General features: G+C 47.8%; 27 protein-coding genes. 14 read left to right on the top strand and 13 right to left on the bottom strand.

Translation table 11 applies throughout. The features are described 5' to 3' along the window. Positions 1–613: 613 nt before the first annotated feature. Complete coding sequence (locus FGB90_RS10890) at positions 614–1,066, top strand: MarR family winged helix-turn-helix transcriptional regulator (RefSeq protein WP_138810874.1); 453 nt, start codon at positions 614–616, stop codon at positions 1,064–1,066. Then, a complete protein-coding gene (locus FGB90_RS10885; RefSeq protein ID WP_138810873.1) occupies positions 1,063–4,482 on the top strand; it encodes an efflux RND transporter permease subunit in 3,420 nt (1,139 codons plus the stop codon). The genes FGB90_RS10890 and FGB90_RS10885 overlap by 4 nt, the downstream gene beginning before the upstream one ends. A 326-nt stretch (positions 4,483–4,808) precedes the next feature. Here FGB90_RS10885 and FGB90_RS10880 read toward each other — a convergent pair whose 3' ends face one another. Next, on the bottom strand, positions 4,809–5,540 hold the full coding sequence (locus tag FGB90_RS10880) for a class I SAM-dependent methyltransferase (protein ID WP_138810872.1): 732 nt from the start codon (positions 5,538–5,540) through the stop codon (positions 4,809–4,811). A 162-nt stretch (positions 5,541–5,702) separates the two neighbouring features. Between FGB90_RS10880 and FGB90_RS10875 the strand changes: the two genes are divergently transcribed. The 4 genes from FGB90_RS10875 to FGB90_RS10860 all read left to right on the top strand — a co-directional run bounded on the left by FGB90_RS10875 (position 5,703) and on the right by FGB90_RS10860 (position 9,260). Further along, positions 5,703–5,966, top strand: coding sequence for a hypothetical protein (locus FGB90_RS10875; protein WP_138810871.1), 264 nt, complete (start codon positions 5,703–5,705; stop codon positions 5,964–5,966). A 313-nt stretch (positions 5,967–6,279) separates the two neighbouring features. After that, positions 6,280–6,951, top strand: coding sequence for a hypothetical protein (locus FGB90_RS10870; RefSeq protein ID WP_138810870.1), 672 nt, complete (start codon positions 6,280–6,282; stop codon positions 6,949–6,951). A gap of 28 nt (positions 6,952–6,979) precedes the next feature. Continuing rightward, the gene (trhA, locus tag FGB90_RS10865; RefSeq protein ID WP_138810869.1) at positions 6,980–7,627 is read left to right on the top strand and encodes a PAQR family membrane homeostasis protein TrhA; all 648 of its coding nucleotides are present in this window, start codon (positions 6,980–6,982) and stop codon (positions 7,625–7,627) included. Between the two features lie 271 nt (positions 7,628–7,898). Further along, positions 7,899–9,260, top strand: a complete 1,362-nt coding sequence (locus FGB90_RS10860; RefSeq protein ID WP_138810868.1) for a DUF2254 domain-containing protein — start codon at positions 7,899–7,901, stop codon at positions 9,258–9,260. Here the strand turns inward: FGB90_RS10860 and FGB90_RS10855 are convergent. The 5 genes from FGB90_RS10855 to FGB90_RS10835 all read right to left on the bottom strand — a co-directional run bounded on the left by FGB90_RS10855 (position 9,222) and on the right by FGB90_RS10835 (position 11,178). Next, positions 9,222–9,425: a hypothetical protein gene (locus tag FGB90_RS10855; RefSeq protein ID WP_138810867.1), complete on the bottom strand. Its 204-nt coding sequence runs from the start codon at positions 9,423–9,425 to the stop codon at positions 9,222–9,224. The genes FGB90_RS10860 and FGB90_RS10855 overlap by 39 nt on opposite strands. A 417-nt stretch (positions 9,426–9,842) precedes the next feature. Further along, positions 9,843–10,049, bottom strand: coding sequence for a YvrJ family protein (locus FGB90_RS10850; protein WP_138810866.1), 207 nt, complete (start codon positions 10,047–10,049; stop codon positions 9,843–9,845). 94 nt (positions 10,050–10,143) lie between these two features. Next, positions 10,144–10,362 (bottom strand): DUF2922 domain-containing protein, encoded by a 219-nt coding sequence (locus FGB90_RS10845; RefSeq protein ID WP_138810865.1) that lies wholly within the window; start codon positions 10,360–10,362, stop codon positions 10,144–10,146. A gap of 40 nt (positions 10,363–10,402) precedes the next feature. Further along, positions 10,403–10,618: a DUF1659 domain-containing protein gene (locus FGB90_RS10840; protein ID WP_138810864.1), complete on the bottom strand. Its 216-nt coding sequence runs from the start codon at positions 10,616–10,618 to the stop codon at positions 10,403–10,405. A gap of 65 nt (positions 10,619–10,683) precedes the next feature. Further along, on the bottom strand, positions 10,684–11,178 hold the full coding sequence (locus tag FGB90_RS10835; RefSeq protein WP_138810863.1) for a sigma-70 family RNA polymerase sigma factor: 495 nt from the start codon (positions 11,176–11,178) through the stop codon (positions 10,684–10,686). Positions 11,179–11,416: 238 nt separating this feature from the next. On the opposite strand from FGB90_RS10835, the gene FGB90_RS10830 reads away from it, so the two are divergent. The 3 genes from FGB90_RS10830 (at position 11,417) to FGB90_RS10820 (ending at position 13,144) form a co-directional block, all read left to right on the top strand. Next, positions 11,417–12,058, top strand: a complete 642-nt coding sequence (locus tag FGB90_RS10830; protein WP_138810862.1) for a pyroglutamyl-peptidase I — start codon at positions 11,417–11,419, stop codon at positions 12,056–12,058. A gap of 18 nt (positions 12,059–12,076) precedes the next feature. Beyond that, positions 12,077–12,421 carry an ArsR/SmtB family transcription factor gene (locus FGB90_RS10825; RefSeq protein ID WP_138810861.1) on the top strand — a complete coding sequence of 115 codons (345 nt, stop codon included), beginning with the start codon at positions 12,077–12,079 and terminating at the stop codon, positions 12,419–12,421. 117 nt (positions 12,422–12,538) lie between these two features. Further along, on the top strand, positions 12,539–13,144 hold the full coding sequence (locus FGB90_RS10820) for a LysM peptidoglycan-binding domain-containing protein (protein WP_138810860.1): 606 nt from the start codon (positions 12,539–12,541) through the stop codon (positions 13,142–13,144). A 241-nt stretch (positions 13,145–13,385) separates the two neighbouring features. On the opposite strand, the gene FGB90_RS10815 is transcribed toward FGB90_RS10820, so the two are convergent. Beyond that, entirely contained in the window at positions 13,386–13,910 is a 525-nt protein-coding gene (locus tag FGB90_RS10815; protein ID WP_138810859.1) for a DUF5673 domain-containing protein, read from the bottom strand. Positions 13,911–14,054: 144 nt separating this feature from the next. On the opposite strand from FGB90_RS10815, the gene FGB90_RS10810 reads away from it, so the two are divergent. Then, entirely contained in the window at positions 14,055–14,801 is a 747-nt protein-coding gene (locus FGB90_RS10810; RefSeq protein ID WP_138810858.1) for a DUF2087 domain-containing protein, read from the top strand. A gap of 82 nt (positions 14,802–14,883) precedes the next feature. On the opposite strand, the gene FGB90_RS10805 is transcribed toward FGB90_RS10810, so the two are convergent. Next, complete coding sequence (locus tag FGB90_RS10805) at positions 14,884–15,177, bottom strand: 4a-hydroxytetrahydrobiopterin dehydratase (protein WP_138810857.1); 294 nt, start codon at positions 15,175–15,177, stop codon at positions 14,884–14,886. A gap of 392 nt (positions 15,178–15,569) precedes the next feature. On the opposite strand from FGB90_RS10805, the gene FGB90_RS10800 reads away from it, so the two are divergent. From FGB90_RS10800 to FGB90_RS10790, 3 genes are all read left to right on the top strand, one after another. After that, entirely contained in the window at positions 15,570–16,529 is a 960-nt protein-coding gene (locus FGB90_RS10800) for an EAL domain-containing protein (protein ID WP_171051788.1), read from the top strand. Positions 16,530–16,798: 269 nt separating this feature from the next. Next, positions 16,799–17,710 carry a phosphatase PAP2 family protein gene (locus FGB90_RS10795; RefSeq protein WP_138810855.1) on the top strand — a complete coding sequence of 304 codons (912 nt, stop codon included), beginning with the start codon at positions 16,799–16,801 and terminating at the stop codon, positions 17,708–17,710. Positions 17,711–17,997: 287 nt separating this feature from the next. Then, on the top strand, positions 17,998–18,792 hold the full coding sequence (locus FGB90_RS10790) for a hypothetical protein (RefSeq protein ID WP_138810854.1): 795 nt from the start codon (positions 17,998–18,000) through the stop codon (positions 18,790–18,792). Between the two features lie 79 nt (positions 18,793–18,871). Here FGB90_RS10790 and FGB90_RS19690 read toward each other — a convergent pair whose 3' ends face one another. The 4 genes from FGB90_RS19690 to FGB90_RS10775 all read right to left on the bottom strand — a co-directional run bounded on the left by FGB90_RS19690 (position 18,872) and on the right by FGB90_RS10775 (position 22,612). After that, a complete protein-coding gene (locus FGB90_RS19690) occupies positions 18,872–19,033 on the bottom strand; it encodes a hypothetical protein (RefSeq protein WP_171051787.1) in 162 nt (53 codons plus the stop codon). Positions 19,034–19,090: 57 nt separating this feature from the next. After that, the gene (locus tag FGB90_RS10785) at positions 19,091–19,996 is read right to left on the bottom strand and encodes a DMT family transporter (protein ID WP_138810853.1); all 906 of its coding nucleotides are present in this window, start codon (positions 19,994–19,996) and stop codon (positions 19,091–19,093) included. Between the two features lie 110 nt (positions 19,997–20,106). Beyond that, positions 20,107–21,891: a B12-binding domain-containing radical SAM protein gene (locus tag FGB90_RS10780; protein WP_138810852.1), complete on the bottom strand. Its 1,785-nt coding sequence runs from the start codon at positions 21,889–21,891 to the stop codon at positions 20,107–20,109. A gap of 145 nt (positions 21,892–22,036) precedes the next feature. Continuing rightward, on the bottom strand, positions 22,037–22,612 hold the full coding sequence (locus FGB90_RS10775) for a GNAT family N-acetyltransferase (RefSeq protein WP_138810851.1): 576 nt from the start codon (positions 22,610–22,612) through the stop codon (positions 22,037–22,039). Between the two features lie 224 nt (positions 22,613–22,836). Between FGB90_RS10775 and FGB90_RS10770 the strand changes: the two genes are divergently transcribed. Then, entirely contained in the window at positions 22,837–23,478 is a 642-nt protein-coding gene (locus FGB90_RS10770) for a polyadenylate binding domain-containing protein (protein ID WP_138810850.1), read from the top strand. 72 nt (positions 23,479–23,550) lie between these two features. On the opposite strand, the gene FGB90_RS10765 is transcribed toward FGB90_RS10770, so the two are convergent. Next, positions 23,551–24,717 carry a KamA family radical SAM protein gene (locus tag FGB90_RS10765; protein ID WP_138810849.1) on the bottom strand — a complete coding sequence of 389 codons (1,167 nt, stop codon included), beginning with the start codon at positions 24,715–24,717 and terminating at the stop codon, positions 23,551–23,553. Positions 24,718–24,748 lie beyond the last annotated feature (31 nt).

The raw sequence follows: 24,748 nt of genomic DNA, 5'->3' as shown, positions 1-24,748 counted from the left end.
TAAAATCCGTTTTTTTGGACAAATATCAATTCGATTTGCGAAGCTTAACGGCGGTAGTGAGACTCCTGCGGCAGACGGGGCCAGGGGGAGACCCCGCATGGCGATAACCGAAGGAGGCTCCCCGGACCGCCGCGGAAAGCGAACGGAAGACGTGAAGCAAAGCTTTTTTATTAAGGCGCGTCAGCGCTTTTGCTCCGTACTGTGACCGGGACAGCAGAGAGGAATTGCTTCCTTCACAAAATGTTCACAGCAGTCCCGTCCCTAAACGATTGACGCAGGAAAGCTGAAACAATTATAGTTAAGAAAGTTAACGGTTAACTTTCTTAATTTGAGGAAACAGTGAAAAGAGGCTGAGAGATAATTGAAGAATTTAAAGGAGCATTCGAACAATAGCTGACAAGCGGATGAAATATTCGCCGACTCCTGCGGGAGGAAAAGCGCAGGTGAGACCCCTTAAGCAGCCAAGCAGGCGGAGGCTCAGCCGCTTCCCGTGGAAAGTGGCGTAGTATTTCAGGAGCCATTCACCTGCACGTCATATCGATTGTTCGGATCTCCGTCTGTAAAACATTTGTGTCCAGTCTCATTTGAAATAAATTATGGGGGAATACAGCTTATGGAGAAGATTGAGCAGACCGTGCTGGATATTGAAAAGCTCGTTGTGGAAGTTTTTCTCATGATTCAGCACGAGTTCGGTACCGAGTACGACAACAGGCTTTCGAGTAACCAGCAGATGATTCTTTACCTGATCGGCCGGCAGGAAGTCCATTACGTGAAAGATTTATCCTATCATATGAATGTTTCTGCCAGTGCTGTCAGCCAGATGCTCTCCAAACTCGAGCAGATGAAACTCGTAAAAAGGGAACCGGATGAAAGTAACCGCAGAACCGTTCCATTCGTTCTCGACAGCGAAGGCCTTCTTCTCCTTGAACATATGGAACAGACGAGACAGATGATTATGAAAAAGTACTTAACAAAAATACCGGAAGATGATCTCGAACACTTCCGGACCGTATACGAAAAACTGAGAAACATAATGCTTGAGGAACAGGAAGGAAGAACCCGATGAAATTGACTAACTTCTCAATCAGAAGACCCGTTTTTACCCTTGTAGCGATGACCCTTTTTCTTCTGCTTGGTGTCATCTCCCTGACAAACATCCCATTAAAACTGCTCCCGGATATTGATCCTCCGATCGGAGCTGTCGTAACGAGTTACGATGACGCTTCACCCCAGGAAGTGGTGGACAGGGTATCAAGACCGATGGAGGAGAGTCTCTCCACCCTGCCCGGTTTAAATAACATCAGTTCCATTTCCATGGAAGGTTCATCCCTGACCCTTCTGGAATTTTCATGGGCAACATCTTTTGATGATGTTGAAAACGATATTATTACAAATATGAACCAGACACCGCTGCCGGACGGAGCCGGCACGCCTCAGTTTCTGAAGTTCGATCCGTCCCAGTTTCCAATCATTCAGATGAGTATCTCCTCCACAGGAGACATCGGGGAACTGAGTGATCTCGTGCGCGATCTCGAACAGGAACTTCTGAAAGTGGAAGGTGTCGGCTCAATCGATTCCCTCGGGAGTATCGTAGACGAGATTCAGGTGAGTCTCGATCAGGATGAGCTGGAATCGGCCGGGCTTACGATAGACGAAGTGGCCGGAGCCATTTCCGCCCACAATGTGACCCAGCCGGGAGGCAACGTTCAGAGCGATGGGCTGGAACTGACTACCCGTGTACTGTTTGAACTTGCTGAAGTCGAGGACATCGAAAATATTGCGGTGGCCCAGGATCCCGAAACAGGGGATGATATCACCGTTAATGATCTTGGTACAGTGGAACTGACAGCAGAAGACGGTGACGTGATTACACGTACCAACCAGGACACCTCCATTCTAATGAGTGTCCAGCAGCAGTCAGACGCCAACACGGCAGAGGTGTCGGCCACCTTCACGGAGCGTCTGGATGAACTCCTTGAGGAAGAACGGTACAGTGACATTGATACAGCGATGCTGTTTGACCAGGGTGAATTTATTGAAGAGGCCATTTCCAACGTCTCTCTTGCTCTGATTGCCGGCGGTGTGTTTGCCATGATTGTCCTGTTTGTTTTCCTTAGAAGCTTTAAGACGCCGCTTCTTATCGGAATCGCTATACCTTTTTCCGTGATCGTCACGTTCGTACTTCTTTACTTTACGAACTTTTCTCTTAACATTATGACGCTTGGAGGCCTCGCCCTCGGAATCGGGATGCTCGTGGATAACTCCATAGTCGTGATTGAAAACATCTACCGGCACCTGAGCATGAAAAAGGATCCGGCAAAAGCAGCCAGGGACGGAGCGAAGGAAGTGGCCGGCGCCATTACGGCCTCCACTCTGACTACAGTGTCTGTGTTCCTTCCGGTTATCTTTATTACCGGTATTGTCGGTAATCTGTTCAGGGAATTTGCTCTTACTGTTTCCTTCAGTCTTTTTGCCTCGCTGCTTGTGGCGCTGACTGTTGTACCGATGCTTGCAGCGCGCTGGCTGAAGGAACCGAAGGAAAACCTTGAAGAGAAGCGCCAGAACAGCAGTTTTGTTAAAGCGTTTGATAAGTCGGCCCGCTGGTCGCTTCGTCACCGGTTCAGTGTCATCTTCATTACGTTCCTGCTTCTGGCAGGAGGTGCAGCCGGAGTTTACACGGTGGGATCCGAATTTCTGCCGTCGACCGATGAAGGGTTTTTCCAGGTTGAAATTGAAATGGAAAACGGCACCCCGCTTGATGATACCTTTGCCGTCATTGAGAATGTGGAAGAGGTTCTGGACGGCAGGAATGAAATCTCGGATTACACGAGTGTAACCGGCTCCGGTGGACAGGAGGATAATGCCCTTGGGGGCGGCGGTAATGACGAAGGCTACATTTATGTAAGCATGGTTCCTGTTGCCGAGAGGAATATGACCACTGCTGAATTTGCCGAAGATCTGCGCCGTGAGATCGAAAGGGCAGCAGAAGATGCCGAGGAAGTCAGTATTCAGCTGGAAGCTTCCTTTGGAGGCAACCCAAATACCTACAGCTTCAACGTCCTTGATACAAATACGGTGAGACTGGAGGAGGCCGTCCTTGAGATCCAGGAAGAACTGGAGGGGATGAGCGAGTTCCAGGAGGTCACCAACGATCTGACCGACACGGCTCCGGAGGTTCAGGTTCAGATCGATGATGAAGCTGCAAGGGATGAAGGCCTGACACCGGCAGATGTGGCCGGCGCTGTCAGCAGTGCTCTCCGCGGCACGACAGCGACGCAGATCGTAACAGAAGAAGATGATGTATATGATGTAAGAGTGCAGTATCAGGAAGAGTTTATCGAAGATGTGGATGCACTTGAAAACCTCATGATCCGGACAGCTGAAGGCAGCTACGTCTCCCTTTCGGATATCAGTACTGTTGAGGAAGGGGAAAGTCCGGCTCAGATCAACCGGATTAACCAGGAAGATGCGGTCCAGTTCAGCCTTCAGTACGGCACGCAGTATAACCAGAGTGAGATTCACAGTCTCGTCCAGTCAACCGTAGCGGATCTGGATCTTCCGGATGAAGTCACCATCGATATAACCGGTGATCAGCAGCTTTTCGATGATGCCATCATGGATCTCGTTATGGCCCTGATCCTTGCCATTGTCTTTGTGTACCTCGTCATGGCAGCGCAGTTCGAATCACTGAAGTATCCATTTGTTATCATGTTCAGTGTTCCCCTTGTCGTCATCGGCGTGGCTATCGGCCTGACGCTGACAAGGACACCTGTAAGTGTCATGGCGTTTATCGGTTTCATTGTCCTGGCGGGAATTGTCGTTAACAATGCGATCGTTCTCGTGGACTATATTAACAAGCGGAAAGAAGCAGGAATGAAAAGTTATGATGCTATTGTCACCGGCGTGAAAGACCGTGCCCGTCCGATCTTTATGACGGCTGCCACGACAATTCTCGGTCTGGTGCCGCTTGCCGCCGGGATCGGGGAAGGAACGGAGCTGCAGCAGCCGATGGCCATTACGGTAATCGGGGGTCTGATCAGCGGAACATTCCTTACGCTCTTCCTGATTCCGGTACTGTACAGCTTCTTTGACAAAGAAACCCGGACACTGAATAAAAAGTACGTCACTCCGGATGGTCAGCTCGTTCCTGCCTATCTGCTGGACGAGAGGTATTCTGCAGGTGATGAATCCGGCAGACAGCAGATGATTACGGGCGAGACAGATCAGTCAGAGCTTGATTTTGAGGAGTTCTATAAAGAGCAGGATGAGTCCTATGAAGATGAGCCTGCTTATCTGGAGGAAGGGGAATACCTGGAAGTAACCGGAAACAATGAGAGCCGTGAGAGCCGGAATTCCAGTCCGGAATCCGGGGACTCTCTTCCTTCCCGGAAGGATCGTCATAAATCGCAGGAAATGTCCAGAGAAGAGCTTCTTAAAATGCTCGAGCGGATTGTCGACAGAAACAGAAAAAATGATGAGTAATTTAATACTGAAGCCCCGGCTGATGAGCTTTTCTGCTCCTGGCCGGGGTTTCTTTTTGTATGGCTCTATTAAATCTTAATGTTGATTTGTAAAAGGTGATTGGAGCGAACACGTGACACTGCGGGAAAAGCACCGACGGAAGACCCCGCAGGGACGAGCGTTTACATCGTGAGTTCGCTTCGAGCTGCTTCGACGCAGACACTTCGGAGCAAGTCCGGAAGAGGAAGAAGCATGGCAACTACTCTGCTGGCTGCAGTGGTGCCCGCGGAAAGGGAGTGCAGTGAGGGAAAATCAACAACGAACTTTTGTATATAACCGGCCTTTCCTCAGGCCCTGTCATATTTACAGATGAAGTAGGCGTATCCTGTCCACGACTGGTATTTTTCCAGCAGATGGACGTGCTGTTCCATAAGTTCATAGCAGTCTGCAGGAATGTCACGGGACATTACAAGTTCTGGAATGCTCTCATCGGTTCCGGCCTCACCAGGGCGCTCTTCAATTACGTGCTCTACTGTAAAACCGTAATCCTCCAGCAGGCGGATCCATTCTTTTTTCGTAAGGACATTTTTCATACCGTAAAACTCTCCATACGACTTTTTATCAGGTGCTGTAAAGTCCTGGTCGGCGACAAGATCGAGAGAGGCGAAAAAGCCGCCCGGACGAAGGAGGCGCCGGCACTCTCTCAGTACATCGTGAACATCTGCAAAACTGAGGACACTTTCTGCAAGCATCCCGTCCATCATATGATCGGGAAAAGGCACCCGGGAAGCATCGGATTGAAGAAAGTGGAGTTTCTTCTTTTCCTGCTGATCTTTGTGGCGTTTGCGCGCCTTTGAGATCATGAGCGGATGGGCATCGATACCGTATACGATGGCTCCTTTTTCCTCGGAAAGCCAGCGCGCTGTATCACCTAGTCCGCAGCCGAGTTCAGCAATTTTTGTTCCGGCTGCGATGGGGAGAAGACTGACAGCTTTCTCTGTCATTCCCCTTCCGCCGGGGTGTGCAACCGTAACGCCAAAATGAGCGAGCATATCCGTGTATGTGAACAGGTGTGACAAGGGAATACCTTCTTTCTTTATGAAAATGGTGAACTGATTAAAGGGGCAGGGGAGCTGGAGATCACCGCGGTACGAAATAAAGTGCAGTCGTGATGTTTGTACAATCCATTTTACAAAAAGGTAATAGACTGAGAGTGACTGGTGTAAAAGGAGGTGGATGTGTTGTCAAGATGCGATCATTACTATAACGTATGCAGACGCCATCAGGGCCGCAACGTGCGGATTATCGAGCACAGCGGACGCCAGCATGCCGGAAGAATTGTAAGGGTAAGCCCGAGCCATGTATTCCTTGAATCCCGTCAGCCTCAGGGTGGGGGATTTGGCTATGGATGGGGACCCCGGTACGGTTATTATCGTCCTTATGTTTACCCGGTTGCTCTTGCTGCCATAAGCGGATTTGCTCTGGGAGCTTTGTTATTCTGGTAGGAGGTTGTTGGGGGAGCCTGTTTGCGATTATTACTCTTCACCGTGTTCCAGTCATTGGGGCGCGGTTTTTTCTGTTTTCGGAGATTAAGGAAAATTGCCGTATATCATCTGCTTATGCGAAAATCGGAAGGAAATCTTTTACTCAGCTGAAATTCCTGTATAATAGGTGTAATAAGACTGTGCTTTTCATGTACCTGCTGATATCGGGGTACAGGGGAGGGAGAAGGCAGCTCCTCTGCTGAAAAGCGTCCTTTGCTCAAGACAGCATTCCTCAGGAATACGATTAAGACTATGAAGAACGCAGGTGACAAACATGAAAAAGCTGTTGATCCCCGTGTTTCTGACGATTACACTCATCGGATGTTCGGAAAATGACCAGTTCGCTGCGGAGGAATATGAACCTGCGGACGAAAATGATGACAGGGAAACACTGATTGCAACAAATGAACGCCTTGTTGAGCAGCTCGGAAAATATTCAGAGAAAAACGAAGAGATGCAAGAGGAACTTGAGGCACTGGAAGAAGAAAATGACAAATTAAAAAATGATATTATCACCTACCGGCAGCAGATGCATGAAGCACGGGACGAAAAGGAAGAGGAACTGGCTCTCCGGACGGAAATTGACCAGCTTGCCGGCCATTTTTTTGAAGCGCTGCACAGGCGCGATGGTGAAAAGCTGAGAGATCTGACAGCGGATCAGGTGGAAGTGGATATGGAACAGGAACAGTTTACGGTAACGCCTGAAAACCAGATTGAATTATCATTTGAATTTGATAATCTTAACTTCTCCGAAATTGAGTTTTTGAGTATGCATGAGGCAGAGTATGACAGAAGCCGGAACCGTTACAGGGCCGAGTACAGTTTTACTGTTCTCAATGACAATAAAGGGGACTTTGAAACGGAGAGCCGAATGGTTGAAATGGAATTTGTACAGAATGAAGACGGAAGCGGCACCTGGAAAATTGCCTCTATACAAAACAGATAACACGTACAATAGATAAAGGAGGCTGCCATTGCAGGGAACACATACGTTTACGAAAAGAGAAGAAATTGCTAATGCCATTACACATGGAGTAGGAGCGGCATTCGGTGTTGCAGCTCTTACTCTCCTTATTGTTTTTGCGAGCATACACGGCACTGCATCACACGTAATCAGTTTTACGATTTATGGTGTGACACTGCTGCTGATGTATGTCTGCTCGACACTGCTTCACAGTTTCAGGGAAGGAACAAAAGTGAAGAGCGTTTTTGAAGTCCTTGATCATTCTGCGATCTACCTGTTTATTGCCGGAACGTACACACCTTTTATGGTCATTGTAGTAGACGGGGTGTACGGATGGCTTCTGCTCGGAACAGTGTGGACGCTGGCTGCTACGGGCGTGGTGTTCAAGGTTTTCTTTGTTAAAAAGTTTATTTTTCTATCAACTCTGTTCTATATCGGCATGGGCTGGATGATCGTGTTTGTTCTGCAGCCGATCGCAGCAGTCGTGGATACAGGCGGAATCGTGCTCCTCGTATCCGGAGGGGTTCTGTATACTGCAGGAACAATTTTTTATGTGTGGCGGAAATTCCGCTATCACCACGCTGTATGGCATCTGTTCGTGCTTGCAGCGTCGGTGGCTCACTTTCTTTCTATTCTTCTTTACGTGACACCGGTATAAACGAATACATTATGTCCTGAAACGGAATGCCCTTCCCGGGTGTTCCGTTTTTTTCTTGTTTAGGACAACATTTTTTGGAAAGGTTGTAGTTCTATGACGCTGCAGACGGGTGCTTTCAGTGGGCAACGCCTCAGCCTCCTCGGGAAAACAGCTTTGTTTTAAGGCTCACGCCAGTGTTCTTGTTCGGCAGGCGCACCTGGAAAATCCCTGCCGTCATAATTCAGCTTTTTTTGCCGATACTAGAGCCTAAAGACCGGGGAGGTGCGGTGATATGACACGGGCGCTGCTGTTTGTGCGGGCGAGTTACTGGTTTATTCCGACGATTTACGGTGTTTTCGCTTTTATTCTGGCTTTTTTAAGCCACCAGCTTGATCAGTTTATATGGGTGAATGACAATGTAAAAGACCGTATTCCAACTATTCTGCTGGCTGATTTTGAGCTCGCATACACGCTGCTCAGCACCATTGCAACGTCAATTCTGACCATGACCTCTATTTCTTTTTCGTCGATTCTGGTGGTCATGACCACCTATGTATCGCAGTTTTCACCGCGTTCGCTGCAGAATTTCATAACCGATCACCATACACAGCGTATTCTCGGTGTTTTTATCAGCGGTTTTGTCTACGCCCTGGTACTTCTTCTGCTTACGAAACATTTCGGGGAGAATCCACCGGGTGTACTGATTTCCCCACTGCTGGCTGTCCTCATCGCTATTGTGGCCGTGGGCTTCTTCGTGTTTTTTGTTCATCACGTTGCAAAGTGGATCCAGGTCCGTAACCTGATCCAGAACATTTTCGATTATACCCTGAAGGTGATGGATCAGAATTGGAAGGATATGTGTGATAAGGAGAAGGAAGATCCCTGGGAGGACTGGGAGGGCGAGGAGGTTCTGGATAAAGAGATGCAGCAGATCCGGGCATCCAGATCCGGGTACGTGCAGTGGATCGATTATGAAGGACTGAAAAAAGCGGCTGAAGAAGATGGTGTGATTGTGGAGCTGCTTCACTCCCACGGTGATTATCTCGGACGGGGGCTGCCCCTGATGAAGGTTTACGGGGACAAAACACATATAAACGAGCAGAAATATGCCCGGCTGATGATCATGGGGAACGAAAGGGAAAGTGTCCAGGATGTGCGCTATGGTATTGTGAAAATAGTTGAAATTGCTGCGCGGTCCCTGTCACCTGGAATTAACGATCCATTTACTGCGATCGAGTGCATTAATTATCTCGGACATACGTTGTCTGCTCTTACACGGAAAGATTTCCGGGATCATTTTCTGCATGATAAACACGGTAATCTCCTTGTAGTAAAAAAGGTTTACAGCTTTCGGGAATACCTCTACCAGAGTTTTTTCCAGATCCGTTTCTATGGCAGGGAAGATGTAGCCGTTCAGGTGAAACTGCTTGATGCGCTTTATGAGGTTGCCAGTCACAGTACAAAGGCAATCAGGTCTGATGTGTGGCACTTTGCCGAGTACGTGGCCGAAGGTCTCCGTAAAGAGGCGTTTCTTAACCGGGACCTGGACCGGCTTCAGGGTAAAATCGACCGCCTGGCAGTAATTGCTTCGCCGTACAGAGGTACAACGATCCGGCTACGGCAGTCGAACAATGGCTTCGATCAGGAGAAATAGGAGATACGGTATACCGGCGATGGTAAGGCAGGCAAAGAGTATTTTGGAACCGCGGTCGAGAAAATCGATTATTTTATCTTCCGGGAAAATGTCTTCGCTGCCGTAATCAGCGCGGGAGTCCTTAATTTCTTTCATGTTTTTCTCTGAATAAAAAGCTGTATTCATTTTTCATCCCTCCAGGTTCGTTTGTTCTACTCTATGAATCCGGGAACGAATCTATGACACTGATTACGAGAGAAAACAGGACGGGACAGAAGTGTTATTACAGACGAGAATCCGAATAGACAAAATGCTGCGTAAGTAAATTGCTGCTGAGATATACTCCGCTTGTCAGCTTTTGTTCGGATTCCCATCTAAACACTTTTCTTATGTCGCAGCTTTTTTCTGGAATAAGTAATGTATTGGCTGATTGTTCAAAAATCGCGGGACGCCTGCGGGATAGGACAGAGCTGGAGGTCACCCGGGGCGGTATTCCCCGGGTAGCTGAAGCCTTGCCCGCGGCAAGCGAGTGTATTTTTGTACAATCAACGAGAACTACTTTGTATCAAAAATTAACTGTTTTTTGACCCGGCCTCTTCACATTCAGTGATCGTGCATATAAGCCTTACTGCTGCGGGGAGGCAGGGGAAAGGACGGCTGTTCGGGAGCAGGGGGATTCTGCCTGGACAGCAGAAGAACTGAGCGGTTGATCTGCTCAAGCTTCTTCTCCATCCGATAGAGCAGATAGAATGTCACTGCAGCAGGAAACCCGTAATCTCCAAGAACACTCATCCAGATTTCCGTTTCCATTGTTATTCCTCCTTTCTTTTTCAGTAATGATTGAAACAGGAGCAGCGCCCTGTCTTTTACTGCAAAGACGGCAATCTGCTTCTGTGTTTAAAGGTTATTCGAATTCAACAGGTTCGACAGTACGTTCTACGATTCTCGCTCCGTGCACTTCTTTCAGCATGCCGCCCGGCGAGTAAAAGACGTCTGATTCAATTACAGTATCCATCGCATTTTTCACCTGTTCAGGATCAACAGGCTCCTGCGGGTCTTCCACCAATAGTGTGACATTGCCGCCGTCTTCGTTTTTAAACAAAAGTTCAAGCCGTCTGCTCATCGTTATTCCTCCTTCCTGTTTTCAGAATCGTGTACGCTGTTTACTGGCCCGGCAGGTCATACGTGTTGTTTCTTTCAATGCGTGCCAGCGGATGGATCTGAAGAGAAGCAATTGCCTGGGCAGCCTGGGCCAGCCCTTCATTATTGGCGTCCGTGATGACGTTCTGGAAATTACGGGTGCGTTCGATTTCCTTTCCTTCATCTGTGTAGCCGGTGCGGAAAACAAGTGAAAGCCGGGAATTTACTGTCGTTTGCATCTGATCACCTCCTTTCACACTCTAAGTAAAAGTCAGGAGGCAAAAAGGAGGAGAAGAAAAATAAATTATTTTTTCAATTCGTGTCTCAGCTTTCTGACTGCACTTTTCCGCCATGTTTTTACAGTGGTTGCCTTGACGCCATGCCGTCGGGCTATTGCCTCGATTGGGAGATCCCTGTATACAAAATCATAAAGCCAGTTACGCTCCCGGTCCGATAATCCTGCCGAGTCACAGACGAGCTGAATATCACAGCACCTAAGGTCTTCATCATCGCCACCCTCCTGCATAAGAGCGAGGGTGGCGGGTTCGGCTGAAACGAAACGTTCCTGCTTCTTTCTGTCAGCGGTCACGGCATTCTGAAGGTACCCTCTGATATAGCTTTTGGCATAACCGGGAAACGAGACAAGGTCGGCATCATGACGTCGCCACGCCTCATAAAGGGCAATTCTTCCGATCTGGACATACTCTTCCTGGTCATGGATCAGCCGGTATTTATGAATAAACGAATAAATGAGCGGCTCGAACTGATTACAGATTTCATCAAATGAGATGCGGGACATTGAAGGTTTTCCATTCCGGAGGCGCCCCCTTCTTATTCCGCGGTAACCCAATCGTAAAGAACCCGGACCATGGAGGCGAACGTGGAAACTTTATGTCTGTGCGTACAACAGCCTGCCTTTTTCACTGTAACGTTCAGGAGGATTTGTGATCTGAAGGTGCTTACAGTAAAGGGCTACTGTCTGTAACGTATCAATTTCCTGAGCGTGTTATAATAGCGGCAGGGAGTGAGAGATTACAATGAAAATTCTGATCAGCGGCTTCGAGCCGTTTGGAACTTTTATGGAAAACCCGACCCAGGCACTGGCGGAAGCAGCGGCAGGCTGGACGATTGAGGGGGCAGAAATTCATACCGTTGTATTACCGGTCGTGTACAGGGAATGCGCTTCCCGGTTAAGAAAAGAGATCGAAGCGGTTCAGCCGGATGTAGTACTTTCTCTCGGTATAGCGGCGGGAAGAAGTGCCATTACACCCGAACGGATCGGGATTAACGTGCAGCATACTGAAGGTGAAGGGAAGTACGGGGATAATGCGGGGCATAAACCTCAAAACCAGCCCCTCGTGGAAGGCGGACCCGATGGCCTTTTTTCCACGATACCAAGTGATGCGATTGTAAAAGCACTGCACAATGAGGGGATCCCTGCTCAGATTTCCAATACAGCGGGTACATATATCTGTAACAACACCCTCTATGAAACACTGCTCTATGCAAAAGAGGAGAAGCTTTCCCTGAGAGCCGGTTTCATTCATGTACCGCCACTGCCTTCAATGACGGCGGGTACGCCTCACATGCCTTCCATGAGTCTGGAGGTGCAGGCAAGGGCTCTTAAAATAATGATTGAAGTGCTTGCCGGCAGCAGGGAGCAGGGCTATTTTCACTAACAGAAGGAGGCGAATCCGGTGGATATTAAGCACGAGGAGCTTGAAGAGGCGGCAGCGCTGTTTAAGCTGATCGGTGATAAAACGAGACTGAAGATGCTCGCTATTCTGTACAGGGACGAATGCTGTGTATGCGAACTGGTTGATATCTTTCAGATGAGTCAGCCGTCTGTAAGCCAGCACTTAAAGAAACTTAAACTCGCAGGGGTAGTAAACGAAAGGCGCAGCGGCCAGTGGATCTACTACCGTCTGAACAGTGACCATGCAGGTTACGGCCAGCTCGTTTCCATCATTGAACAGCTGCCGGACATGCAGCCGCTCCTGAGTGAGCTCATGGCGTCAGGGAAACGTGTCTGCTGTGACTAGCCGGTAAAAAGATGATAATTAATTAACATAAACATTACAGAATTATTAAAATTATACGTTTAGTCGTAATAAGAATGTTGGAATAGGTTAATACATTCTTTTTTAAGGAGGCTAAACGTGAGAAAAATCTCATTACTGGCAACTCCACTGGTGACTACAGGTCTGGTATTTGGTTTTACCGGTTTAACAGCAGCCGCTGCAGACCAGGATACCGAGACAGTAGAAGCAGGCGATAGCTTCTGGAGTATTGCTCAGGAACATGATGGTATTACTGCCGGGGATTTAAAAGAGATTAATCACGGACTGGATCCTTACAACCTTCAAATAGGCACCGAAATTATGCTTGGGTACTCAGATGACAGCGATGACTCTTCCGAGGCGGATGCTGATACTCACCAAGTGCAGGAAGGCGAGACATTCTACAGCATTGCCCAGCAGTATGATGACGTAACCGCAGAAGAACTGAATAATATTAATCATGGAATAGACCCTTACAATATCCCTGTTGGCACTGAAATTCTTTTGGAACGCATAGGAGACAGTGAGGATTCTTCAGACGTAAATGCAGCTACTCACACCGTTCAGGAAGGCGAGACGTTTTACAGTATTGCCCAGCAGTATGACAGTGTAACTGCAGAAGAATTGAATAATATTAACCATGGAATAGACCCTTACAATATTCAAATCGGTACTGAAATCCTGCTGGAGCGAGTGGAAGATTAACACAACCGGCGACAGGGAACCTGCACTTTTAAATGAAGTGCCCTTGTTCAGGCTTACAGGGAAAATGATTTAAGCGGCGGCTTCGGTCCTGTATTCCACAGGACTGAGGCCGTTTTTAATACTGGTTAAAGGTTACTCAACGTGTTTATGGAAGTAACAGCAGTTAAAAAAGACCAAATCGCTATACGATTTGGTCTCATGTTTACTGTCCACCGAAACGGAAAACATTTTTTTCTGCCGGTTATTTCTTTGTCTGCTCTTTATCGAATGTAACGTAATTCTCCAGAAGCTCTTCCAGCTGATCTTTTTCCTCATTGGCAATCGTTGTTTTAATTTTCGTTCCCTTATCCAGCTCCATAATGAGCTGAGTGCGGCGCCGCCGTTTCTTTCCCCAGCCAATCTGCCGGATTTTGCCCCAGTTTGCCTGATAGCCTGCAAAGACGATCCCCTGTCCTCTGATTTCAAACAGTTTTTCAAGAGTGAGAAGGACTGCACCACCTGTCAGGAGCATGAGAATAAAGATAATAGTAGAGGTTTCAAAACTTCTGAACACTTCCACATAGAGTACGAGAGCGAGAATCAGCACAACGTAGCTCAGATAAAGAGCGGCTTTGTAAAGCTTTGTTCCCGTTCCGATCTTTTTATCATCATTTTCAGGTGTGTAAATTACATAGTCCTGAAAGGCATTACGCTGTTTATGGGTGAAAATGTAGTACAGGGATATGACCGCCAGAACAGTCCCGATAAACAAGTAAATCCATCGCATGAAAATTCCTCCGTTTTTTAGCTCTCTCTATTTTATCACACTGGTCTTCCTTAATGAAATAAGATTGTTTTTTATAAACGAAAGTAAACTTTGTTTACAATTATACTGTTTTAGCATATGATGTTTCTAAAGGAGTGAACGCAGATGGAAGAACTTTTCTGGGATTGCGAGCCGGAAGTGATGAGAAGAGGTTATGTGTACGAAGAGGGGCGCTTCAACTGTCTGGTCTGCGGTGCCTGGTATGAAGAGGGTGTCATATATTCGCAGAACGGGGAATTTACAGATGCACGAAAGGCGGCCGAGCGGCATATAAAGGCCGAGCATGGATCAATGGAAAGGCAGATGCTGGCACTCTCCAAAAAGCAGACCGGATTGTCTGAGGTACAGCAGCAGGTGCTCGGCAGAATGCTGGAAGGGCAGACGGATGAGCAGATTGCTGCTGGTCTTGGGTTTACAAGTTTATCGACAGTCAGGCAGTACCGGTTTAAGTTCCGGGAAAAGACCAGGCAGGCCAGAGTGATGCTGGCGCTGATGGATGCATATGAGCAGAGTGAGAAAAACGGGGATGTGCATAAGGGGGCTAAAATGGTGGATGACCGCTGGAAAACAACAAAAGAAGAGAATGATAAGTTTCTGGAAACCTACGTGGACAGCAGCACTGGAAAAATCACGCAGTTTCCGCGAAAGGAAAAAAGAAAGATCGTAATTCTTAAGTATCTTACCGGGAAGTTTGACCCTGCGAAGACCTACACTGAAAGAGAAGTAAGCGAAAGATTAAAAGAGTTTTATGATGATTTTGCCACTCTGCGGCGCTACTTAATCGAATACGGGTTTATGAAGCGGAATCAGGATGGTTCAAGGTATTACGTGGATCCGACCGCAGTTGAATAAAAACAGGGTGCTGCCCATCAGTGGGCGGCACCCTGTTTTATGTCAGACGCCCGAATATACGGCACGCGGGTCTGTAAGTATATTAATTCAGATAACGGCTTACAGTACGGTCGAACGCATAGGCGGATTCCACATCTTTCTGGGTCAGACCGTTGACATCCATTGTACGCAGGCGAAGAGTGACTTTTTTATGATCAATTGTAATCTGAGGATGGTGGTTCCGGTCCTCGGAAAGTCTGGCAATTTCATCGACAAAAGCGATGGCTTTTCCAAACGAGGGCAGCGTAAACTGTTTGGTCATAAATTCCTGAGCATCGAGTTCCCAACCTGAAGAGTCTTCCAGACAAGCGGCCACTTCTTCGTGCGTAAGTGTCATTTAACATCCTCCTTGAAAAATATTCACACCGCAAAATTTGTATTTTTAAGGCTTAATAAAGTGAAAATTCAAATAAATTGCGGTGATTAGTAATAGTCTATCAGAGCAGGTCCCCCGTGAAAAGGTGAAAAAACGATCTTTCATATTTTTCTCTTTTTCTGTCTAAAAATCTCTAAAAAACCTGTTTAAATAAGGGGCAATCCGGTTTTAACCGGTCTGCAGAGGGTATTGTTTACTATTGACTTTCAGCCGGATAAAAAGACTTTTCGGTTTATATTTCATGCATCCTTGGAAAGAAGGTGATGTACGTGAGCGGGTGTTACCTCTGTACGACAAAAATCCCTCTCAGCAAAGAGGGAGTGTTCAGTATATATTCCAGCAGATCAGAACTAATGGCCATCATGACCGGGATTGTACAGGATAGGGGATTAAATATGCGGATCCGCCGCGGGAAAGCAGATGTGGAATTTACGGACTGGCACATTCTGCAGAAAATTACAGAGGAGCTTTACACAACACTTCCTGCTGGAAAACGTTCGGCGGTAAAATGCAGTCTCGGGATGACGGGGGAACAGCCTAATGACTTTATCCCTCTTAATGAGATGTATCATAAAATCATGAATCCCCGTCTTGTGAAGATTATTCAGGAGAAGCTTTTCCGCAGCTTTCTGCAGCCTATCGTCAGAGCTTCGGATGAAGATGTGTACGGGTATGAATTTCTGCTTCGGCCCAGAAGTCAGCTCTATGACTTCAACCCCGGATCCCTGTTCAGGTTTTCCCAGGAGTCGGGTATGCAGTCCATGCTTGACAGTGAGGCGAGAATGAACGCGATCCGGACAAGTGCCATGATGCTTGACCACGGTACGAAGCGCTTTATTAATTTTCTGCCCAATTCCATCTACGATCCCGAATTCTGCCTGAGAAGCACATTTAAAGCCGTGGAGGAGTATCGGATTCAGCCCCGCGATCTCGTTTTTGAGGTAGTGGAGACAGAACGGATCAAGGATATGGATCATCTGAGAAAAGTGTTTGATTATTACAGACGTTCAGGTGTGAAAGTGGCCCTGGACGATCTTGGAGCCGGTTACTCGACTCTTGATGTCATGACTGATCTCCGCCCGGATTACGCCAAACTTGATCGTAAACTCATTATGGACTGTCATTTGAGTACAGAGAAGCAGAAGGTAATCCGGATGATTTCCAATGTGGCACAGAGTACCGGCATTACACTTCTTGCCGAAGGTATTGAGTCGCGGGAGGAATGGGAGTTCTTAAGAACCCAGGTTGATCTTGGCCAGGGGTATTTCTTTGGTAAACCGTCCAAAACTCCGTTGGAACAATACGTGAAGTAAACAGAAAAAGTCCCGTTTCCGCTGCTTCGGATTCGGGGCTTTTTCTGTTTAGGAAAGGAAACAGACAAAAGGGTATTCCTTTTCTCCGTCCCCGGTGGTAAGCTGATTCTGGTTTCAATCCGATCTGGCCCGTAATGTTATAACAGGACTCACGGTGATTTCTGCCGAAATTAATCGTATGAGCCCAGGCATGTATATATGGGGAAGACTGGGGTTACAGCCTTACATAGAGAGTGGACCCGGCTGTATTTATATTAGGGGGAATAGGGATGATACGTGAATATGAAATCTCGTTTTTGCAGTATATTACATCGCTTCAGCATCCGGTGGCGGATGCTGCTGCGTATGTGCTGACATTTCTGGGTAACGAACTGTTTTATTTTCTGATGGTACCGCTCGTGTACTGGTGTCTGTCAAAGGCGTTTGGAATACGGCTTGTGTATGTCTTTTTACTGTCGGTGTATACCAATTCTCTTCTTAAATCTCATTTTGCTGTGGAAAGGCCTGTGGGTACAGAGGGGATCAATTCTTTATTTGTCTCATCAGCCGAGGTGGGAAGCCACTATCCGTATGACAGTTTTCCAAGCGGACATGCCCAGGGTTCGGCTACTCTGTGGGGGATGTTTGCCATCGCCCTGAAGAGCAAAGCTTTCTGGATTTTTGCATTTATGATTACAGGACTTATTTCATTCAGCAGGCTTTATACAGGCGTGCACTGGCCTGCTGACGTACTCACGGGAATTGGCGCTGCGGCTGTCATTCTTCTCGGCTTTATTGTTCTGGAGAATTGGATTACGGGCATGTCCCAAAAAGCAAAGTGGGCTGCCATCATTGCTGTGCCGGTCCTGATGATGATGATCTTTCCCGCCTCTGAAGGCATCAGCTATGGTGCATTCCTTCTGGGGGCAGGAGTCGGTTTTATGATGGAAGCACGGCATGTAGGAATGGTCATTCCAAAAAGCTGGCTGAAAAAGGCAGGAGCGCTCCTAATCGGACTGGCAGGACTATTCATTATTCAGGAAGGTATCAAGTGGCTATTACCCCAGACACTTTTTACAGGCGGTCTGCGGTACGGATTGATCGGGCTTTGGGGGCTGTGGGCTGCTCCCTGGCTGTTTGTGAAAATCGGCCTCTATCCTAATTGGAAAGAGATTTACTCCGGACAGAAGAAAACCGGATAATGGAATTTACAAAAGAGCACCTCCAAGGGGTGCTCTTTTGTAATATAAGGCTCTGTTAGTTTGAAATGTTTATTGGAGCGATGGCGTGACACTCCTGCGGGAAGAGCAAGAACATTTTAACAGAAATTAATGTAAACACGTTTGAAAAATAATATAAAGGGTATATGAAACAAAGTGTTTTGAATACAGCACCGGGAAAAGGTTTATGATGTTCATCCGGATAAGCCGGATACAGTCCGATCGGTCGTCCGAACCGCAGCAGGGACAAACACAGGGAGGGATATTATATGCAGGGGCAGCTTTCGAAGTCTATTGATTACATTCGGCTCTTGGATAATATGAACGATAATGTCTTTATTGTAAACGAGGGTTTTGAACTGCAGTGGATGAACACCCAGGCCGTGAAACTGGTTAAAGATCTTCTCATATATCTTCCGGTTGAATCACCGGAGGAGCTGATCGGGTATCCTGTCGACAGGCTCCATGATTCCAGTTCAAATTTTCATGAAGTAATTGAAAATAACAGGCTCCCATATCGGAAAACAGTGCCGATTTATGATTACATAGCGGATCTCCACGCAGATAAACTGCTCGATAAAGCCGGTGACCATACCGGTTACATTCTGTTCTGGCGGGACGTGACAAAAGAAAAACGGAATGAACGGCGGAGGGAAAAAATGCTTGCAGAAACAGCTACCCCTATCCTGCCAGTGGTTCTTGAAAATGCCCTTTTTGCTCCTCTTATCGGTACCTTTGATGAAGAACGTTTTGAATTGCTGAGAAATAAGGTCCTGTCCAGAATAGAGGAAACCGGCGCTGATTATATTATATTTGACTTTTCCGGCCTCACTTCAATGGAGGATGATAACCTGGTGGACGAATTTACGAGACTCCGGGAAACTGTTACTCTCATGGGGGCAAGTGCGTACTATACCGGTTTTTCAACGAAGCTTGTAAAGGCATTTGTTGTAAATCAGCTGAAGGTACAGGATAAAACGTTTGCCCACTACCGGCAGGCCATACATGATATTATGCTTCAGGAAGGTCTTGAAATAAGTGAAAAAACGACGAAAAAGACATGATCCCGTAACTTCGGGAACATGTCTTTTTATGTGGAGATAAGGTTATAAGCCTGAAAAGTCCATTCGTGTCCGGGGATTTTTAAAACTGCGGAAGAATATAGTTAATGATGAACCAGAGGATCCCAAAGAAAATAATCAGGTAGGCGGCGTATTTAATAAATGTGGAGGCAACCTTGCTGCTGTCGTGTTTCTTTTCAACCTCTTCTTCTCTGTGTCTTACATCTGCGTCTTTGTCCGGCATCTGCTTTCGCCCTCCTTTTTCGACTATTGGAGACTATTTTCCCTAACAGGAAAAGGGCTAAACATTGGCATTTACGGGAGAGGGTTTCGCCGGTTTCCGTCTTTTCTGGATGACAAGGACGGCAAGCAGAACGAGGGCCATACCGGCAAACTGCCACGTTGTCAGCTGGTCTGCAAAAACGATGAGGCCAATCAGTGCCGCAACGACAGGTTCAACCGTTGCCGCTATGGAAGCCCTGCTCGATTCCACCTGATTAAGGCCGGCAGTGTAAAGGAGGTAGGCGAAGACAGTCGGGATGGTGCCGAGTCCGGCTGCGAGCAGAATACCCTCCATGGTAAGCAGTGCAGGGGCAGAGTGAACGATTCCACTGAACGGCAGCATAGCAGCCGATGCGAACAGAAAAGTATAGAACGTAATTGTGAGCGATGAATAGTGCCTGGATGCCGTTTTTCCGAAAATACTGTAGAGAGCATATCCGAATCCCGAGGCAACACCTGTGACGATTCCATATACCGAGAGCTGGCCTGCACTCACGGGAAAAAGGCCGATTACAAGCGTACAGCCTGCCAGTGTCATGCAGAGAGCGAGTACCTTTGGGCCGGTGATGGCCTCCCGAAAGAAAATCCGGCTCATTATTGTGACAAAAGCAGGTCCGGTGTAAAGCAGTACAGCAGCTACACTCAGGTTTATTTCCTGGATCGTCGTGAAGTAAGCCCAGTTAAAGAACACAATGCTCATAATACCTGTACCGAAAAACAGCGGCAGGTGGCGGAAATTTACCTTTCCAAGAGACGGGTTTCTGATCAGCAGGAGAGCGGCAATTACGAAAAAAGCGACAATGACCCGGATTGCCACCACTTCTATAGGTGAGAAACCGAGATCGTAGAGGCCCTGAACGAAAATGCCGATGGTGCCCCACAGGGCGGCTCCCCCAATGATCAAGAGAAAAGCCCATTTATACAAGGGGATTCCCTCCTTCAGTGCATATATTGTTGAACTCCAGATGGTATTAACTGTTACGCTTTGCCACTATAACACACCATGCCCGGAGGAAAACACCGGGGCCAGGCCGCTTAATGACCCCGGCTGATTTGACTCTGACTGTGCGACACAGTGGCTGCAGGCACGGAGAACGGCTGTGCGCGAAGGGTTTTGGGGCAGTAGTGAACAACAAGGTAGTGCTCGGCGCGGACTGTTTCACCGTCTGCAAGATACCGGTTTATATCAATGGATACACGCTCGATTACGATATGCTTCCGAAGCTCTCTGGCATTCAGGGAAAGAGCGGAAAAGGCTGGAGAAACGTGTTCAGGGCTGTCGGATAGAAAGTGACGGACAAGCTGGGCAGTTTCTGTGTCAAAGTCAGCTTTCCACCAGCGCTTTCTCGGTTTATGTCTATGATGCAGCAGATAATCAAGCTTCATCAGGCTGCGTGCCGTTTCAAGCTCCTCAATCTTCTCTTTCCCGAGAAAACGGTCCAGTCGTATAAAAAGATCCTCAAACTGGTGGCCGATTCGCCCCCAGCCCTGCCTGTCCCATTCCTCTCCATACTTCTGAAAGAAATCAAAAGGAGTGTCGAAAACCTTATCTGTCAGAAATCCCGTCGTGTGGTCAAGGCGGTGGTCATTCCAGTATTTTTCGAGAATATCTTCCACCTGCTTAATCCTTACAACCTCATCAAAGCTGAGGACGCTGTTTGAGAGGATTTCATACGGTGCGTGATCCATATACTTGTAATTGTACTGGTCTGCCATGGCTCGCATCCCGGTACCCCTCAGCATTTTTAAAAAGCCGAGCTGAAGTTCCTCCGGCCGCAGGGCGAAGACATCATTGAAAGTCGTCTTAAATGATTCATAGTCTTCTTCCGGCAGACCGGCAATCAGATCGAGGTGCTGGTCGATTTTACCGCCTTCCCGTACCATAGTTACGGTTCTCGCAAGCTTTTTAAAATTCTGCCGGCGCTTAATAAGGTCGTTTGTGTCATCATTGGTGGACTGGACTCCGATTTCAAAGCGAAAGATACCTGGAGGGGCGTTTTCGTTTAAAAAAGACAGGACTTCCGGCCTCATGATGTCAGCTGTAATTTCAAACTGGAATTCACAGCCGCCATGGTTTTTAATCAGAAAATCAAAGATTTCGAGAGCATAATCGCGCTTAATGTTGAACGTCCGGTCGATAAACTTGATCATTTTTGCTCCGTTCCTGATCAGATACAGCAGGTCGGACTTCACTTTTTCTATATCAAAATATCTTACCCCCACTTCGATGGAGGAAAGGCAGAACTGACAGCTGAATGGACACCCCCGGCTTGTTTCGAAATAAACAACGCGCCTGCCGAGTGCCGGGAGGTCTTCATCCAGCCTGTACGGTGAGGGCATGGTCTTCAAATCCAGTTTTCCTCTCCCCGGATTGACGATGACTTCCCCGTTTTTCCAGTACGCCAGTCCAAAGACGAAGTGCCAGCCGTTTTTTCCACGTTCAATTTCCTGAAGAAGGTGTTTGAATGTTTCCTCTCCTTCTCCAATGACAATAAAGTCCACTTCAGGTACACGTTCGAGCCATTGGGCGGTATCGTATGATACTTCCGGGCCGCCGAATACAATTTTCGTATCAGGCAGCACTTTTTTCAGCATTTTAACGACCTGGATCGTTTCTTCGATATTCCATATGTAACAGCTGAACCCGAGAACATCGGGCTTTCTGCTGTAGAGATCGGACACGATGTTCATCGCCGGATCCTTGATCGTAAATTCAGCAATGTCTACATCGAATTCCGGTGCAGCATAGGTTTTTAACAGCCGGAGAGCAAGGCATGTATGGATGTACTTGGCATTCAGTGTGGTTGCGGTTACATTCATGATTGAAAAACCTCCAGAACAGGCATGATTTCCGGTTAATCATACCACATTTCTATAGGAGCATGCGGAGCCGTTTAACGGAAAGAGGATTGTTACGGAGCTGCCTGGTAATACCGGCAGGTACACACGGTGCTCCTGTTACAGCTTACTTATTGTCGTCATACCTGAGTGGCCTTTCCATCCTGTAGACGTCGGCGTAACGGGCATTGCCGAGATGCACGTGATTATGGAACCTGCCTGCCGGCTGAAACCCGAGGGAAAGGTATAGGCTGATGGCGGGTTCGTTTGTTGATATCACTTCGAGTCCTGCTTTTTTCAGGTGAGGCTGTTCAGCGGCCCATTTGAGCAGGGTGGTGAGAAGTGTTCTGCCAACGCCGAGGGAACGGTATTCCTTTGCTACAATCAGCCCCATGAGTCCATGGTGGCGAAGCTTTTGCAGCATCTGTTCCGGTTCGAAGGATGCGACTCCGGCAAGTTTACCCTCATGCCGTGCAACAGCAAGGGTGTGCCATGGGGAGTTGAAGGAATTCTGAATCCGCTCGGCCTGGTCCTGTACGCTGAGCTGAAATTCTTCTGCAGTTAAGAGAAGACCGCTGTCCTTTTCCGCAATGGTTTCCCTGGTCAGGTTTCTCATATCTTCTGCATCTGCCGGATAGGCTGTCCGGACAGTAAACGGACGTCCGTCTCTGAGCCAGGCAGTTGAAGGTTCGATGTAGGCCAAAGTAATCTCTCCTTCCCGATTTACTGTTTTACTTTATGTTTGAAGTGCAGGTTTGTAGAAGAGAAGAATAAGTTTAAAGAGAGAGGGGGGAGAATTTTTCAGGCCGGGTCAGGGGCTTTCCCGCGCTGCCGAAGGGAAAGTCACAAACCGTGACACACATCCATACAATGGAATGAAATTGTGCGTTCTAATCTGGAAAGTACAATTAAAGGAGTGGAAAATTAATGGGGTGTAATTGCGGTAAAGGTAAGGCTGGAATGGGCGGCCCGAACGTGATGGGAGCACAGCAGATGCCGATGGGTCCGAATCAGATGATGGGGATGGGCGGCCCGAACGTGATGGGAGCACAGCAGATGCCGATGGGTCCGAATCAGATGATGGGGATGGGCGGCCCGAACGTAATGGGAGCACAGCAGATGCCGATGGGTCCGAATCAGATGATGGGGATGGGCGGCCCGAACGTAATGGGAGCACAGCAGATGCCGATGGATCCGAACCAGATGATGGGGATGGGCGGCCCGAACGTGATGGGGGCGCAGCAGATGCCGATGGATCCGAACCAGATGATGGGGATGGGCGGCCCGAACGTGATGGGGGCGCAGCAGATGCCGATGGATCCGAACCAGATGATGGGCGGAAACCATCATCACGGTAACCACGGCAATCCCGGTCACGGCAATAACCACCATGGAAATGGCGGTCAGCCGATGATGCCGGGTAATGGCCATATGGATAATGGGATGCCGATGATGCCCGGGAACGGTCAGATGGAAATGCCTGGCCAGCCAATGCTTCCAGGGAATGGGATGCCGCATCAGGGGATGAATCATATGGGATATATGCCGGGAGATGACGACGACTTTTAAGAACACCCGGAAAACAGGAAGCCCTCTGCAGAAACGTCAGAGGGCTTTTTTACAGTCAGGTTGTGAGCAGGTCTATGACTTAACAATTTCTTTCTGCTTAATTTTTTCGTTGGCAGATTCGAAGGTTTCCATTTTCTTTTTCGGCTGCTCCCAGTGTTCTTTGTTACCTGGAAGGTCGTCGAACCAGCCGGCATCATCAGGACAGTCGAGCACCATGAACTTACCGTACTCACCATCACGGGACTGGTGATATTTCAGGTAGGCTTTACCGTCTTCGATTGCCAGGATTTCAATTTTTCCGGACGTATGGCTCATGGAAAGGCGTACCCGTTTACCCAGTCCGCTTGTAATCGCTTTTGCTTTTTCAACTGCTTCGTATGCTTCTTTAAGGGAGAGAACAAAGTCATTGTTGCCGGCCACAGGACGGTTGATAAAGAAGTAGTAAGGAGTCACTCCGGCCCAGGAAAGTTTGTCAAGAAGCTCGGCAAGCACTTCAGGATCGTGGTTGATACCTTTAAGTACAGGCGTCTGGTTAACAACAATGGCACCGGCGTCATGAAGGGCGGCAAACCCGCGCTTGGCTTCCTCTGTAATTTCGTTTGGATGGTTAATGTGAGCCATTACATAAATCCGCTTTTCCGGAGTGGAATACTCACGGATCAGTTTGAGGAGCTCTTCATCTTCATAAATGCGCATCGGATTAAAAACCGGCATTTTGGAACCGAGGCGGATGATTTTGACGTGATCAATTTCACGGAGCTGTTCGATAATCCGGCGCAGCTTCTTCGTGGCCAGAATGAGGGAATCGCCGCCTGTCAGGAGAACGTTATTGATTTCGGGGTGATCTTTTATGTACTCGATCCCCGGCTGTACATCTGCCATGGCCTCCTTAATATCGTTACGGAACAGACGTTTCCGGAAACAGTAACGGCAGTAGGCACCGCATACTTCGGAAACGATTAACAGCGCGGTTGTTGTGTATTTATGCTGACAGCCTGGTACGACGTAGTTTGTATCTTCATCTGACGCGTCCCAGCGTCCATATTCTTCGAGTTCACCTTCGTTTGGAATTACAAGTTTTCTGATCGGATCTTCAGGGTTTTTCCAGTCAATCAGACTAAGATAATAATCATTCACGCGGAAAACGAACTTTTCCGTAATCTGCTTCAGCCTGGCACGCTCTTCTTCCGGAATTTCCTTAATCTTATCAAGGTTCATAATGTACTTTGGTTGAGCCATTTTATCACCCTCCTGTGTAAGATTTCTATTC

It is taken from the genome of Alteribacter natronophilus, from assembly GCF_006007885.1.
In the GTDB taxonomy this organism is placed as follows: domain Bacteria; phylum Bacillota; class Bacilli; order Bacillales; family Salisediminibacteriaceae; genus Alteribacter; species Alteribacter natronophilus.
Note: the sequence above shows the minus strand (reverse complement) of the source record. Positions and strands in the feature narration are given on the sequence as shown.